At 55.8% G+C, this 13993-nt stretch carries 15 protein-coding genes; 6 read left to right on the forward strand and 9 right to left on the reverse strand.

Translation table 11 applies throughout. The features are described 5' to 3' along the window. Nucleotides 1-76: 76 nt before the first annotated feature. Entirely contained in the window at nucleotides 77-517 is a 441-nt protein-coding gene (locus BM205_RS14890) for an ExbD/TolR family protein (protein WP_175511275.1), read from the forward strand. Between the two features lie 83 nt (nucleotides 518-600). After that, nucleotides 601-1866, forward strand: coding sequence for a tetratricopeptide repeat protein (locus tag BM205_RS14895; RefSeq protein ID WP_092415668.1), 1266 nt, complete (start codon nucleotides 601-603; stop codon nucleotides 1864-1866). A 122-nt stretch (nucleotides 1867-1988) separates the two neighbouring features. Here BM205_RS14895 and BM205_RS14900 read toward each other — a convergent pair whose 3' ends face one another. From BM205_RS14900 to BM205_RS14910, 3 genes are all read right to left on the reverse strand, one after another. Beyond that, nucleotides 1989-2207 (reverse strand): hypothetical protein, encoded by a 219-nt coding sequence (locus BM205_RS14900; protein WP_092415669.1) that lies wholly within the window; start codon nucleotides 2205-2207, stop codon nucleotides 1989-1991. A 242-nt stretch (nucleotides 2208-2449) separates the two neighbouring features. Next, complete coding sequence (locus BM205_RS14905) at nucleotides 2450-3316, reverse strand: Crp/Fnr family transcriptional regulator (protein ID WP_092415670.1); 867 nt, start codon at nucleotides 3314-3316, stop codon at nucleotides 2450-2452. A gap of 236 nt (nucleotides 3317-3552) precedes the next feature. Further along, a complete protein-coding gene (locus tag BM205_RS14910) occupies nucleotides 3553-3765 on the reverse strand; it encodes a hypothetical protein (protein WP_175511276.1) in 213 nt (70 codons plus the stop codon). 377 nt (nucleotides 3766-4142) lie between these two features. On the opposite strand from BM205_RS14910, the gene BM205_RS14915 reads away from it, so the two are divergent. Next, complete coding sequence (locus tag BM205_RS14915; RefSeq protein ID WP_139227284.1) at nucleotides 4143-4478, forward strand: hypothetical protein; 336 nt, start codon at nucleotides 4143-4145, stop codon at nucleotides 4476-4478. An 82-nt stretch (nucleotides 4479-4560) separates the two neighbouring features. Here the strand turns inward: BM205_RS14915 and BM205_RS14920 are convergent, their stop codons facing one another. Then, entirely contained in the window at nucleotides 4561-5259 is a 699-nt protein-coding gene (locus BM205_RS14920) for an aspartate/glutamate racemase family protein (protein WP_092415672.1), read from the reverse strand. Nucleotides 5260-5371: 112 nt separating this feature from the next. Between BM205_RS14920 and BM205_RS14925 the strand changes: the two genes are divergently transcribed. Together BM205_RS14925 and BM205_RS14930 are read left to right on the forward strand one after the other, a co-directional pair. Continuing rightward, nucleotides 5372-6097, forward strand: coding sequence for an AzlC family ABC transporter permease (locus BM205_RS14925; RefSeq protein WP_092415673.1), 726 nt, complete (start codon nucleotides 5372-5374; stop codon nucleotides 6095-6097). Continuing rightward, a complete protein-coding gene (locus BM205_RS14930) occupies nucleotides 6094-6420 on the forward strand; it encodes an AzlD domain-containing protein (protein WP_092415674.1) in 327 nt (108 codons plus the stop codon). Before BM205_RS14925 ends, BM205_RS14930 begins: the two co-directional genes overlap by 4 nt. A 22-nt stretch (nucleotides 6421-6442) precedes the next feature. On the opposite strand, the gene BM205_RS14935 is transcribed toward BM205_RS14930, so the two are convergent. The 3 genes from BM205_RS14935 to BM205_RS24330 all read right to left on the reverse strand — a co-directional run bounded on the left by BM205_RS14935 (nucleotide 6443) and on the right by BM205_RS24330 (nucleotide 9081). Next, nucleotides 6443-7204 carry a metallophosphoesterase gene (locus tag BM205_RS14935; RefSeq protein WP_092415821.1) on the reverse strand — a complete coding sequence of 254 codons (762 nt, stop codon included), beginning with the start codon at nucleotides 7202-7204 and terminating at the stop codon, nucleotides 6443-6445. A 238-nt stretch (nucleotides 7205-7442) separates the two neighbouring features. Then, nucleotides 7443-8681: an ammonium transporter gene (locus BM205_RS14940; RefSeq protein WP_217646052.1), complete on the reverse strand. Its 1239-nt coding sequence runs from the start codon at nucleotides 8679-8681 to the stop codon at nucleotides 7443-7445. Between the two features lie 256 nt (nucleotides 8682-8937). After that, on the reverse strand, nucleotides 8938-9081 hold the full coding sequence (locus BM205_RS24330; protein WP_175511277.1) for a hypothetical protein: 144 nt from the start codon (nucleotides 9079-9081) through the stop codon (nucleotides 8938-8940). Between the two features lie 75 nt (nucleotides 9082-9156). Between BM205_RS24330 and BM205_RS14945 the strand changes: the two genes are divergently transcribed. Continuing rightward, nucleotides 9157-11340 (forward strand): phosphocholine-specific phospholipase C, encoded by a 2184-nt coding sequence (locus BM205_RS14945; protein WP_092415675.1) that lies wholly within the window; start codon nucleotides 9157-9159, stop codon nucleotides 11338-11340. Between the two features lie 135 nt (nucleotides 11341-11475). Here BM205_RS14945 and BM205_RS14950 read toward each other — a convergent pair whose 3' ends face one another. Beyond that, on the reverse strand, nucleotides 11476-12543 hold the full coding sequence (locus tag BM205_RS14950) for an aldose epimerase family protein (RefSeq protein WP_092415676.1): 1068 nt from the start codon (nucleotides 12541-12543) through the stop codon (nucleotides 11476-11478). Nucleotides 12544-12563: 20 nt separating this feature from the next. Further along, a complete protein-coding gene (locus BM205_RS14955; RefSeq protein ID WP_092415677.1) occupies nucleotides 12564-13796 on the reverse strand; it encodes a XylR family transcriptional regulator in 1233 nt (410 codons plus the stop codon). Nucleotides 13797-13993: the final 197 nt, after the last annotated feature.

The raw sequence follows: 13993 nt of genomic DNA on the forward strand, positions 1-13993 counted from the left end.
ACTGCACAGCGGGCAGGAATCGCCAAGATCGGGTTCATTACTGAACCGCCTGCGCGCAACTGATAGGAGTATTGCAATGGGTATGAATGTAGGTTCTTCCGGCGGCAGCGCCAATGATCCGGAACCGATGATGGAAATGAACATGACGCCGTTGATCGACGTCATGCTGGTGTTGATCATCATGCTGATCATCACGATTCCGATCCAGAATCACGCCATCAAGCTGAACATGCCAACCGGTAATCCACCTCCGCCACTGGCCTTGCCGGTGGTGGACACGGTAGATATCGATCCGACTGGCACAGTGATGTGGAACGGCACGCCGATGGCCAGCCGTGCTGAACTGGAGGATCGGTTGAAGACGGTGGTTGCGGGCGGCAATATCGATGAGGTGCATCTGCGTCCGAACAAGCTGGTGGAGTACAAGTCGGTCGCTGCCGTGATGGCATCGGCGCAACGGCTGGGCGTCACCAAGATCGGTATCGTCGGTAACGAGCAGTTCATGGATAGTAAATAGTATTAGTATTAGCATCTGTTTTCCGCGTCAGAAAATAGGCAGGTCACACCTGCCTATTTTCGTTTTCGATTGAAAGAATAGTTATGTCCAAATTACGATTCGCACCAATTTTCATGTTGCTGGCCGCCGTGGGCCTGACCACTGCACTTCCTATGGCTGGTATTGCTCCGCTGGCACACGCCGCGGATGACAGCGCTAAAGCCGAGACAGTGCGTCCGGAAATAGGCATACCGTTGCAAGCAGCGCAGGCGCTCATCAAAGAAGAAAAATATAAAGAGGCGCTGGCCAAGATCGCAGAAACAGACGCTGTCGCAAACAAGACAGCTTACGAAATTTATTCCATCGATCGTCTGCGTGGCGCTACCGCAGCGCGCGCTGGCGATACCAAGCTGGCGGGAACTTCGTTTGAAGCCGTGGTTGCTTCCGGGCGTTTGGAGCCAGCTGAGCAGGCCAAGATTGTCAAGGCTTTGGGCAGCCTGTATTACGAGGCTCAAAACTATCCAAAGGCCATCGAATGGTTATCGCGTTCGTTGAAAGAAAACGGCAACGATCCGCAAACACGGACTTTGCTGATTCAGTCTTACTATCTGAGTAACGACATTCCACGCACCACCAGCGAGCTGCAGAAAGACATCGCCGCAGATGAAAGCGCCGGTCGGGCGCCGAGCGAGATTAACCTGAAGTTGCTGATCAGCTGCGCGCTCAAGACCAATGACAAAGCAGCGTACCTGACTGCACTGGAAAAACTCACGACCTACTATCCGAAGAAGGAATACTGGGCTGATTTAATCAACCGCGTCCAGGGCAAGCCAGGATTTTCCGACCGCCTGATACTGGATGTCTACCGCTTGAAAGCGGCCACTATCAAGCTGCAAACCAGCGTCGAATATACAGACATGGCGCAGCTGGCGTTGTTGGCGGGATTTCCGGCGGAAGCCAAGCAAGTCCTGGATCAGGGCTACCAGGCGGGATTGCTGGGAAGCGGTGCGGACGCGGCCAAGCAAAAGCGTTTGCGGGACCAGGCCAACAAGGCCGCAACCGACGACCTGAAAACCATGGCGCAAAGCGAAGCGTCGGTATCGAGCGCGAAAGAGGGCACGGGCCAGATCAATCTTGGTTATGCATTGGTTACCGCAGGGCAGTTTGACAAAGGCCTGGGATTGATGGAAGAGGGCTTGAAGAAGAGTGTCAAACGCAGCGAAGATGCCAAACTGCATCTGGGCATTGCATATCAGTTGGCGGGGCAGAAAGACAAGGCGATCCAAGCCTTCAAATCGGTCCAGGGCACCGATGGCGTCGCCGATCTGGCGCAACTGTGGGTGATGCAGGTAAACCATCCGGTCAACTAGTCGGACGTAATTAATCGCAAGTAATTACGTGTGCATAACGGGGAATTGAATAGCAAACGTCTCATCTTTCGATGAGACGTTTGCCGTTTACCGCCGCCGGCTATGCCGTAAAAGTCACGTACTTAGTTGTTTTTTCCCTGTGTCGCGCCTTTACCAAACAATCCTTGGGCTTGCTCACCCGAGAGAGTGTCGACACGAGATGAGGCCTTCTTGGATGGCATGTTACTGCCCGTGGTATAGACGGCTTCCTGTTGTGGTGCGTCGGACGCGCTGCTCTGGTCAGCTGTTGCGCAAGCGGACAGAAACGGCAGAATCAGGGCACAGATGAAGAATGTTTTCATGGCGTATTTTCTTTGTCTCTAAAGTTGGAGTACGACAGTCTGTTGTTACAACCGGGAATACAGGTATGCAGACATGTGATACAGTAAGTTACATGCTAGAAGTACAAGATAGCATAGTTGCTTTTAAAAAACGTTAGAGTAACAAAAAAAAATCATCGCCGCGGCGCCGCGGTGTTTGAAAAAAATGCAGGTATGTCGACGACTGAAGACAGAGCGGGTATCACAATACCTTCGCGCCACTTTCACGATGCTTTTTCCTCACAGAACATGACGTGATCTTCGTGCTTCAAATCCTGATAGCATTCGCAAGACCTTGCTTCCAGACCGGCCCGATTCAGCACCGTCATATGTCCACGCGTGTATTGGATCAAGCCTTCGTCCTGCAGTTTCCCTGCAGCTTCGGCAATCGATTCCCGCCGCACGCCCAGCATCGCGGCCATTGAGCTTTGTGTGACGCTGATTTCATTGCCCGGCAAGCGATCCAGTGTCAGCAGCAGCGAGCGGCATAATTGTTGCGGAACGCTATGGTGCCGGTTGCACACGGCGGTCTGGGACATTTGCGCAAGCAGTGTCTGTGTATAGCGCAGCAACAATCTCTGTAAGGCGCCGCCACGGGCAAATTCTTCAGCCAGAATGCCAGCTTTCAGCCGAAAGCCGTAACCTGCGCTTTTCACTGTGGCCCGGTTCAGGCACTTGCCACCGCCCATGAACAGGTTGATGCCCAGCACGCCTTCATTGCCGATAACTGCTGTTTCGACCGAGCCGCCATCCTTCATGTCGTGCAGCAAGGAGACGATGCTACTGGTCAGAAAATAGATATGGCGCATCTCGCCATCTGCCTCGCATACCGTCATGTCGAACGGCATCGCGACAAATTCCAGATGTGGCTGCAGGCGCCTGAAATCTTCTGCCGGCAACGCAGCCAGCAGCTGATTTTGCAGGGGATTGTGGCCATACAGACCGGCAATGCGAAGCGAGGTGAGGTTCTGTGTTCCCGGCCGAATTAAATTGCCAGCATTTGCCCCGCGCCGGATGGACAGCATCGCTGCATTATTTTTCGGGCTCTTTTTCAAGCTGCTGCAATTGTTCAATACCTGAGTCATCGCCATCTCCTTTGAGGATGTGGTTGTACTTCCATGTATTGATCATTGCATCGGTACAAGGTTTTCGACATCAGCGCATGTCCTCTTCTTCTGTAGGAATGCACTGACACGCATGGGGGACTGGCTAGTCGAAATATTGACTAGCTGGCTAATTTTGCAAGAGTTTCATCGCTGGCGCCGGCAACTGCGCGGCACTGAAAAATAACGCGGTGGCTGCTCAGGCGCCAACCGCGTCTCATATCTTAGCTTCCGGTAGAGGCGCTGGGAGATGCCGCAGCCGGTGCGGCGTCAGGGGCCGACGATGCAGGAGCAGCTGGAGGAGTAGCCGGTGGCGCAGCTTCTTGTTTTGCGGGAGGAGTTGCCATCGGAGAGGAACTCTGGTCATCCGCTTTTTTACATCCGCTGAGCGCGATCATGGCAATTGCTGCAACGATAAATGTTTGTTTAATTAACATATTCTCTCCATTGAGACGGCAGCAGCATGTCAAACCGCCACCATCAAAGAAATTGAAAAAGCGTTGCTGACGTTTATATCTTTGTGCAAAAAAACGAGAATGTAAAGTTTCAATCTGTATTTTTGCTTGGAAAAAATCCTGTATGGCAACTTGTTATCGGCCGCAAAGCCGCATGCAGCAAGCAATGGCGGAAATTTTTCAGGGGGACATGCTAAGTTGGTTAGCGCACAAACCCGATCCGTAATTGCATTTAACCTTAATCACGTAATGCTACGAAAGTTACTTGTGGCGCCTGGACCGACATGTAATCGACCTACGGTTGCATTGATTTCGGGGCTGTCCGCGATGACTTCAATTTCTTTTACCGAGGATCTATCATGAAAAATATTCGAACTCTTATGCTGGCTGTCTCGGCACTGCTATGCTTGAATCTGGCCCAGGCACAAACCACCGTTTCTACCGATGATGCCGTTGGTGCTGCCGGTGCAGCGGGCGTCAGCGTTGGCGCCAAAGCGACTGTCTCTACCGATCCGCTGGTGCAAAAACGGCAATCCGACAGCGATGCCAAGGCGGATTACAGGGCTAAAAAGAAAACTGCAAAAGCAAATATGAAGGTAGAGAAAGCGGAGGCGAAATCCGACTTGAAAGAAGAGAAACAGGAATCGACCGAGGTCCGCAACAAGGCGATGGCAACCGATCCGATACCTAAATGAAATAAATAAAATTCAACCTGCGTATGTCCTCAGCGTCGGCCGCACGGCCGTACGTTGGCGGCAGCAGGTCAAGCCGCAGACATCATGTCGTTATCAGTGCCAGCTCGGCGGCGCTGCGCGCATGGATGGCGGTGGTGTCGAACAACGGTACCGGGGAATCTTCGGCGCCGATCAATAGTGAAATTTCGGTGCAGCCGAGAATGATCGCTTGTGCACCTTGTGCGATCAGACCAGCTATCACCCGGCGGTAATCGGCGCGCGATGTTTCGTTCACTTTTCCCAGGCAAAGTTCTTCATAGATGATGCGATGAACCAGTTCGCGATCCTCCTGTTTTGGCGTCAATATCTGCAGGCCATGTTGGTCACGCAAGCGATCTTTGTAGAATGTCTGTTCCATGGTGAAACGAGTTCCCAGCAACCCTATGGCCGACAAGCCGGCCTTCTTGATTTCGTCAGCGGTAGGGTCGGCAATATGGAGCAGAGGTATGCCAACCGCGCCTTCGATCGCAGCAGCAACCTTGTGCATGGTGTTGGTGCACAAGACCAGGAAATCCGCGCCGGCGCGTTCCAGTGCCTGTGCCGCTTCGGCCATTTCTGCGCCAGCGGCATCCCAGTCGCCGGCGTGCTGCAGGCGTTCAATTTCGTGGAAGTCGACGCTATAGAGGATGATTTTGGCAGAATGCAATCCGCCTAACCGTTGCTTGACCGTTTCGTTGATTTGGCGGTAGTAGGGAACGGTCGACTCCCAGCTCATGCCGCCGATAAGGCCGATGATCTTCAAACAGACTCCCTGATGGTGAGGGTTCTAATATATCCATTATGCACAGAGCAAGAACATACTAGCGCAAAGCCATACTTGACATTACTATTCCGGCATCACAAAGGAATAGCTTATGCCGCATCCCACCTCCCTGTCCAGTTTTGCCGCTGGCACCCGAGATACCCTGCCGATGTTGATAGGCGCCGCACCTTTCGGCGTGATTTTCGGCGCCCTGGCTGCGGCCGGTCCGTTGGCGCCGTGGCAAGGGCAACTGATGTCGCTGGGTGTGTTTGCCGGCTCCAGTCAATTCATCGCCGTCGGCCTGGCGGCGGGGCAGGTGGGCCTGCTGGTGATCTGGATGGCCACCTTCATTGTTAACCTGCGCCACATGTTGTACGCGGCGACTTTGCTGCCGCATATCAGCCATTTGCCGGCACGCTGGCGTTTCCTGCTCGGCTTTCTGTTGACAGATGAAACCTTCGCCGTGATGAACGCCTATTACCTGAAGCATGCCCATGAACCGCGCGGACACTGGTATTTTCTGGGGTCGGGTTTATCCATGTACGGCAACTGGCAATTCTGGACGCTGGTCGGTTTGCTGTTTGGTACGGTATTTCCGCAATTGCAAACGCTGGGACTGGATTTTGCGATGGTGGCGACCTTCATCGCGATTGTAGTGCCACAGTTGTTTCGCTTGCCGCAACTGGCTGCCGCGATAGCCGCCGGATTGTTTGCGTGGTTCTTGCGGGACCTGCCCTACAAGCTGGGACTGCTGGCAGCGATCATGGCTGGTGTAGGCGTCGGCCTGGCGCTGTCGCACTGGCAGGCGCTGCATCGCTCTACAAGGAAAAAATCATGATGTACACCCTGATGATTGCCGGCATGGCGCTGATCACTGTATTTATCAAGGCGGCGATTTTCATGCTCGGCGAGCGCGCAACTTTTCCCATCTGGTTGAAAGAAGCGCTGGCCTTTGTTCCTGTCACCGTGTTGACGGCGATTATCGTGCCGATGATACTGGCGCCACATGGTCAAGGCATGGAATTCAGCTGGCGCAATCCGCAATTGATTGCCGCCACGGCGGCAGTCCTGGTGTGCGCCGGAACGCGCAAGCAATTGCTGACCATTATGGTCGGGCTGGCGGTGTTTTTTGCCTGGCAGTTCGGAGTGCTGGGGCAGTAGGGTGTTTGCTCAAGAGCGTGGCTCAAACAGTGAATGTCAGCTGCGGGTCGAAGCTGGCATTCTCCGCATTGCCGCCGCGCGCATAACCACGGGGGTTGCACAACACCCGGGTTGCGCCGATCAGGTAATCGGAGCTGTCATGCATATGGCCATGCAGCCAGAATGCGGGCTGCCATGCCAGGATGCGTTGTTCCAGCTCGGACACGAAACACGCATTCAGCGCCGATCCGGCAAAGCGTTCATGCACGCTGCGATAGTTGGGGGCGTGATGGCTGATCACCACAGTGGGGCCATCATGGTGCTGTGCGAATTGCTGCTCCAGCCACGCCACCGTATCGTCGAACAGCATTTGCGACAGGGCTGGCGTAAACGTCTCGGGAAAATCCGGCGACACCCGTATCCGTGAAAAATCCCTGACCAGTTCGGTTGCCTGCTTCAAGCCCTGGTCGCGTTGTCCGGTATTTTCAAAAAAGCGGAAATCGGTCCACAACGTACAGCCGATAAAGCGCACGCCATTGAGCAGCAACACTTGTTTCTGCAGGATATGCACTTGGCTGTGCTGCGCTGCGCTTCTGAGTTCTCGCATGGTGCTGACCAGATCGTTCCCGTAAAACTCATGATTGCCCGGAACAAAAATCGTCGGCACGTCGAATTGCCGCGCCCACTGCATGGCTTCCGTCGGCCGCCAGATATCGCCGGCCAGCACCACTACATCTGCATCGGTTTGAGGTGGCGCCATCGGGTGCACTGATAAATGCAAATCTGAGAGTAAAGAAATTTTCACGGTGTGGTAGTCGACGATCGATGGTGGAGTGAAGACGAAAATCAAGAACGCATTCTTGATGACGATGCGTCTGTATGCGATAAACATTCTAAACCAGACGGCAGTAGAGTTTCAGCCGCTTGACATTATGCCGTGTGAAGTTTGGGAAAAGAGACGATGGCAGGGGGCGTTTCCCCCTTAAGCGCTACCGGCATCCAGAGAATTCCGGATGCCGTATTGACGTTAGCGGGAGTGCATGTTACGCGTGCAGGTAAGCGTCCTCACCATGCAAATCTTCGTCCATGCGATCTTGTGTCTCCGCACCGACCTTGACCGGAGTGAACAGATTGATCAGCCACAGCATGCCGTAGGTAAAGGCGAACGCCCAGATGCCGGACAAGATTACCGCGCCGCATTGGGCGAAAAAGAAAGAGGTATTCCCCAGCAACAGGCCGTCAGCGCCATTGGCATTCCATGCTTTCGAGGCAAATACACCGAGCAAGATGGTGCCGGCCATGCCGCCGACGCCGTGGACGCCCCAGACATCAAGCGCATCGTCCCAGCCCAGCCGGTTTTTAAGCGCAACGGCGTAGAAGCAAATCAAGCCGGCACAAATGCCGATGATCGCCGCTGTGCCGAGGGAGACATAGCCGGCCGCCGGCGTGATAGTCGCCAGGCCAGCCACACCGCCTGTCAACAAGCCGATGAATTTCGGTTTCTTGTGATAGAACCACTCGATGAACAGCCAGGTGATGGCGCCGAACGATGCGGCGACGTCGGTATTCAGGAATGCAGACGCGGTGACCGCATCGACGCGGAATTCAGAGCCGGCATTAAAGCCATACCAGCCGAACCACAGCAAGCCGGAGCCCAGCGCTATCAATGGCACGTTATGCGGCTTGAGTTCTACCTTCTGGCGACGGCCAACGTATAACACCGACGCCAGCGCGGCAAAGCCGGCAGTGTTATGCACCACAATCCCGCCGGCATAGTCGAGCACGCCCCATTTGGCAAACAGGCCGTCGGGACTCCACACCATGTGCACAAACGGGAAATAAACAAAGACCAGCCAGCCGGTCAAAAACAGGAAATACGCCTTGAAGGTGACCCGGTTGGCAAAAGCGCCGGTAATCAGCGCCGGCGTGATGATGGCGAACATCATCTGATACGCCACGTGCACGATCAGTGGAATGCCGGCATCGTTGCCGGTGTACATGCTCTCCAGCGTGATGCCATGCAGGAAAGCATAGTAGGTCGGATCGCCGACGATACCGTGCCAGGAGGGGCCGAAACACATCGAGTAACCGAAGGCGAACCACAGCACGGTGGTCCATCCCAAAGAAATGAAACTCTGCATCATGATGGCCAGCACATTCTTGCGTCCGACCAGGCCGCCATAGAAGAATGCGAGTCCGGGGGTCATCAGCATCACCAGGCTGGAGCACAGCAGCATGAATGCGGTATTGCCGATATTGATCGGCATGATTGGAGGTGTCATGGATAGCTTCTTTTAATTGTTTTAATGAAAATAAGGAACCTGCTTGGGGGATTCCGGCATCGGCGCGTCATAGCCGATCCGGGAGGTATGCATGCTATAGATAAGGAGGTCCTTGCATAAGACGACAAAAAATCCTTTTATTCGGTATCCGAAGTATTGAATCCCGAGAAGTTTGAAATTTTGTCACGGGATTCAGAACCATCCCCGGCCCAGGTCGACGCACCGCTCAGCCAAATCCCATAGGTTCCAGCCGTCTTCATCGTGACAAAACGGTCACGGAATCTTCATACCCCTGAAATATTTCACCGCAATACTTCGTTACATTAAAAAGATGCGCGGTGGCAATCCCGTGGCTGAAATCAAACGAAATCCAGGCACCGGCAGTGTCGTTTTCAGCCATTCAATCTGGTCCCGCTCTCTGAAATAAATCCCCTCCCGGAATCACTCCTACTCTCACAAGGAAAACAGGATCATCATGACCAAGAAAAACCGACGCCATTTCTTGCGCACTGCCGGCACCGCGCTCGCGGCTACAGCTTATTCAGCCACCGCAAATGCCGCTTTGCCGGAGGCAATCCGCAGGGCGCTGGCGATTCCCGCCAATAACAAGACGGGTACCATCCGCGACGTCGAGCACGTGGTGATCCTGATGCAGGAAAACCGTTCCTTCGATCATTATTTCGGTACGCTGAACGGCGTGCGCGGCTTCGGCGATCGTTTCCCGATTCCGCTGGCAGGCAAGCGCAATGTGATGCAGCAGACTTACACCGACAAGAATACCAAGCAGTCGCGCGTCATCCTGCCTTACCATCTCGACAGCAAGATCGGCAACGCCCAGCGCGTCAACGGCACCAGCCATTTTTACGACAATGCGCAGGACGCCTGGGACCTGGGGCGGATGAGCAACTGGCCGACCTACAAGCAGACGCAATCCATGGGGTATTACACCTCCGCTGAGCTGGATTTCCAGTTCGCGCTGGCGAATGCCTTCACGGTGTGCGACGCCTATCATTGCTCGTTCCATGGCGGTACCAACCCTAACCGGGTATTCCACTGGACTGGAAGCAATGATCCTGACGGCAAGCGCGGCGGTCCGGTTCTCGATAACAGCCAGGACCACCTGGAGCCATCAGCCAGCGCCACCAGCTACAGCTGGAAAACCTATCCGGAACGTTTGCAAAAAGAAGGCGTGTCGTGGAAGGTGTACCAGAACATGCCCGACAACTTCACCGATAATCCGCTAGCAGGTTTCGTGGCGTATCGCCAGGCTAATGAAAAGCGCGGCAATGCTGTTGACGGCTCTCCGTTTCCGCCTTATCAGCCTGGCGACGACGCCGTCAATCCACTCTTCAAAGGCGTCGGAAACACCATGCCGGATGGCGGTTTCCTGACAGCCCTGCGTGAAGATATCGGCGCCGGCACGTTGCCGCAGGTGTCGTGGATCGTGGCGCCCGCAAACTACAGCGAGCATCCCGGGCCATCCAGTCCGGTGCAGGGCGCCTGGTATATCCAGGAAGTGTTGAATGCCTTGACTGCCAACCCTGAAGTGTGGAGCAAGACGGTGTTGTTGATTAATTTCGATGAGAACGACGGCTTCTTCGATCACGTGCCGCCGCCTTGCGCCCCGGCTTTTGACGGTGGCCAGCTGGCGGGGCATTCCAGCATCCCTACCGACGGTGAGTATTTTTCAAAAGCCGCCTCCGCGACTTATGAAAAACATCCCTACGGTCCGGGCCCGCGCGTGCCGATGTATGTGGTGTCGCCTTGGAGCCGCGGCGGCTGGGTCAATTCGCAAGTATTCGATCACACCTCGGTACTGCGTTTTCTTGAAGCCCGTTTCCACGTCAGGGAAGAGAACATCACGCCATATCGCCGCGCTGTCTGTGGCGACTTGATGTCAGCCTTCAACTTCGTCAATCCGAATCACGAAGTCTTGCCTACGCTACCGAAACGCACACGTGCAGAAGCCGATGCGGTACGCGCGCAGCAAGAGAAATTGCAGCAGGTTGCTTTACCGGCTGAGGGCACGCAGGTGTTTCCAATGCAGGCTGCGGGGATCCGGCCTTCGCGCGCTTTGCCGTACGAGCTGCATGCCAGCGCCCGTGTCGATGTCAGGAATTTCCAGATCAAGCTGAGCTTCCGGAATACCGGCCGCGCTGCAGCGGTATTTCATGTTTATGACCGCTTGCACCTGGATCGCGTGCCACGTCGTTATGCGCTGGAAGCCGGCAAGGAATGGCAAGACAGCTGGGACTTGAATGCGGATCGGGGCGCTTACGATTTGTGGGTGTTGGGGCCGAATGGTTTTCATCGTGCTTTCCAGGGCAATTTGGCGGTGCTGTCTGCTGTGGATGCTGCTGAGCCCGAAGTGCGGATCAGCTACGATATTTTCAGCAGGCAGATTCGCTTGACGATGGCTAATCGCGGGGAAAAATCTTGCAATGTTGTTGTCTCGGCTAATGCTTACCGCAAGGCGGGGCCTTGGACTTTCCATGTGCCGGCCGGGATGCAGCTTGACCAGCATTGGCCGGTCGGGGCGCAGGGTAACTGGTATGACTTTACCGCTACGGTGGCGGTGGGTGGATTTAGCCGGCGGTTTGCCGGGCGCATGGAGACGGGGGCGCATGGGGTTAGTGATCCGGCTATGGCTGCTACCTGACGCGCCGGACGCAAACGCATTTACTCCGTGGGCCGCTAAGCGGGGTCAGAGTGAAGTTTCGGCGGTGAGGCTTGCCGAAAGTTCACTCTGACCCCGGTTAGCTCTGGTCCGGATAGTTTGCGGCTGTCTTGGTTTTTAGCGTACTGATAGTTCGTAGGTTGTGGTTTGACGGTAGACCTGGCCGGGGCGCAGGATTACGGCTTCGGCGTCGGAGCCGTTGACCTGGTTCGGATAGGCTTGGGCTTCCAGGCAAAAGCCGTCGTGTATCTCGTAGGGTCTGGTGGCGCGGCCGTGAATGCCGGCCAGGAAATTCCCGCTGTAGAACTGCAGGCCGTTCTCGGTGGTGGAGACTGATAGCTGGCGACCTGAGCCGGGATCGTAGACTGTCGCTACTTCTCTCAATGCTTGCGCTTTGCGGCCTTGGCCTGGGGCATTGATCTCCTGGCTTTGCGGCTGCAGGCAGTAGCAGTGATCGAAACCGCCTGCCAGTTTGAGCTGGGTATCGGGCCATGCCAGGCGCGGTCCGATGGGGGCGGGCTGGCGGAAATCGAAAGCGCTGCCGGCGACGTTGGCGACGCCTGTCGGGATCAACTGGCTGTCGATTTGCAAATACTGGTCGGCGGCGATCGAAAGGATGTGATCGTAAATGTCGCTGCTGCCGCCGTTCAGGTTGAAATACCCGTGCGAGGTCAGGTTGATCGGGGTCGGGGCATCGCTGGCGGCGGTGTAGTCTATGCTCAGGCGGCCGTCATCGTCCAGGTTATACAAGACCGAGACTTGCACGTTACCGGGAAAACCTCCGTCGCCGTCCGGTGATTCCAGTGTCAGCCGTAATCCGTCGGGGCCCGGTTCGGCCCGCCATTGCGCCAGATGAAATCCGGCGTCACCGCCATGCAGGTGATTGTCGCCATCGTTGCGGTCGACCAGAAACTCGGCACCATCCACGGCAAAGCGGCCTTTTGCGATGCGGTTACCCCAACGTCCTACCAGGCCGCCAAAGTATGGCGCGTTTTTCTGATAGCCGTCGCTGTCCGGATAACCGAGCAGGATATCCGCCACCCGGCCATAGCGGTCAGCGGACCACCATGAGATCAAGGTAGCGCCGCGGTCGCTGATCAGCACGCGCATGTCATGTGAATTGCGTAGCGTATACAGAGTGGTGCCGTGTTCGGCGGAGGTGCTGGAGATTGGGATCTGGGTCATCGTGGTCTGACGCTGTTTTGTTAGTTGAGTGTTGGTTGTATCGGTTCGTTCTGAACCGGCCGATCCTGACGATCTTGACTATCTTGATATTCGCGCGGCGTGCAGCCGAGCTCGCGTTTGAACACCGCGTGCATGTATTGCACCGAAGTGAAACCGCAACTGACGGCGATCTCGGCGATGCTGCGTTGCATGTGTTCTTGGTTTTGCAGCATGTCCTTCGCCACGTCCAGTTTGAAGCGCAGGATTTCATCATGCACGCTGCGCCCCAGTTCGCGGCGGAAGTACCATTCCAGCGAAGAGCGCGACACGCCGACATAATCGGCCACTTGTTCGGTCTTGATACCCTGGCAGGCATATTGGCGGATGAAATGCATCGCCTGCATCACATGCGGATGGCTCGGCGCTTCGTGGCGGCTTGAGGCCAGCACGTTGATGCCGGCCGGCGGCACCAGGATGCGGGTGCCGGCGAGGCGCCCGCCATGCAGCATCTGATGCAGCAAATGGGCAGCGGTGCGGCCCATTTCACGCGTGCCCTGGATCACGGAGCTGAGCGGCACCCGGGTCAGGATGCGTGCCAATGGATCGTTGTCGATGCCGATCAACGCCACTTGCTCCGGCACTGCGATACCGGCACACAGGCAGGCTTGCAATAACTGGCGCGCCCGCGCATCGCTGACAGCGATGATACCGATCGGTTTGGGCAGAGTATGCAGCCAGGCAATCTGTTGTTCCACCGTGGTGTCCCAGGACGGCGCGCTGGTGCCGACGCCGCGATAGATCTCACCTTCCATGCCATCACGCTGCATCAGTTTTTCAAACGCCTTTTCGCGCTCCTGGGCCCAGCGATTCACTGCGGCTTGCGGCAGGCTGAAACAGGCAAAGCGCTGCAAGCCGGCTTCGATCAGATGATCGTAGGCCAGCTTGACCAGCTTGAAATTGTCGGTCGCAACATAGGGTGTGTCTTGAGGGTAGTCGCTGTCATCGGCATACGAGCCGCCTACCGCCACCACTGGCAGGCTGACCCGCGACAGCGCTTCGCAGGCCGCCGGATCGTCGAAATCGGCGATGATGCCGTGGCCTTGCCAGCGCTCGATACCTTGCAGGCGGCAGCGGAAATCCTCTTCCAGGAACAAGTCCCACGAAGCACGTGTGCTGCTCAGGTATTCGCCGATACCGGCGATGATGTCGCGATCGAAAATCTTGTTGCCGTTGAACAGAAGGGCGATACGGTGCACGGCCGGTATTTTTGTCATCCTGCAGTCTCCTGAGCGCCACGCAGCTTGCCGGGTCGTCATTTGTCAATTTGTCTACTGCCACAGACCGGTTCCAGTCCGTTCGCCACGATTGTAGCGAACCGCAGCGCCAGCGTCAGGCCAAATGCCGTTTTGTGCACTTGCAATATAAAGAATCGCTAGTGCGCTTGGTGGATTTCGTAATTGTGAAGCGCCAG

It is taken from the genome of Collimonas sp. OK307, assembly GCF_900113705.1.
Classification (GTDB): domain Bacteria; phylum Pseudomonadota; class Gammaproteobacteria; order Burkholderiales; family Burkholderiaceae_D; genus Collimonas.

Coding starts and splice junctions, on each gene's coding strand:
- BM205_RS14895 (WP_092415668.1), top strand. CDS start 601: ATGTCCAAATTACGATTCGCACCAATTTTCATGTTGCTGGCCGCCGTG.
- BM205_RS14955 (WP_092415677.1), bottom strand. CDS start 13,796: ATGACAAAAATACCGGCCGTGCACCGTATCGCCCTTCTGTTCAACGGC.
- BM205_RS14945 (WP_092415675.1), top strand. CDS start 9,157: ATGACCAAGAAAAACCGACGCCATTTCTTGCGCACTGCCGGCACCGCG.
- BM205_RS14950 (WP_092415676.1), bottom strand. CDS start 12,543: ATGACCCAGATCCCAATCTCCAGCACCTCCGCCGAACACGGCACCACT.
- BM205_RS14925 (WP_092415673.1), top strand. CDS start 5,372: ATGCCGCATCCCACCTCCCTGTCCAGTTTTGCCGCTGGCACCCGAGAT.
- BM205_RS14890 (WP_175511275.1), top strand. CDS start 77: ATGGGTATGAATGTAGGTTCTTCCGGCGGCAGCGCCAATGATCCGGAA.
- BM205_RS14910 (WP_175511276.1), bottom strand. CDS start 3,765: ATGTTAATTAAACAAACATTTATCGTTGCAGCAATTGCCATGATCGCG.
- BM205_RS14905 (WP_092415670.1), bottom strand. CDS start 3,316: ATGGCGATGACTCAGGTATTGAACAATTGCAGCAGCTTGAAAAAGAGC.
- BM205_RS14900 (WP_092415669.1), bottom strand. CDS start 2,207: ATGAAAACATTCTTCATCTGTGCCCTGATTCTGCCGTTTCTGTCCGCT.
- BM205_RS24330 (WP_175511277.1), bottom strand. CDS start 9,081: ATGGCTGAAAACGACACTGCCGGTGCCTGGATTTCGTTTGATTTCAGC.
- BM205_RS14915 (WP_139227284.1), top strand. CDS start 4,143: ATGAAAAATATTCGAACTCTTATGCTGGCTGTCTCGGCACTGCTATGC.
- BM205_RS14940 (WP_217646052.1), bottom strand. CDS start 8,681: ATGACACCTCCAATCATGCCGATCAATATCGGCAATACCGCATTCATG.
- BM205_RS14930 (WP_092415674.1), top strand. CDS start 6,094: ATGATGTACACCCTGATGATTGCCGGCATGGCGCTGATCACTGTATTT.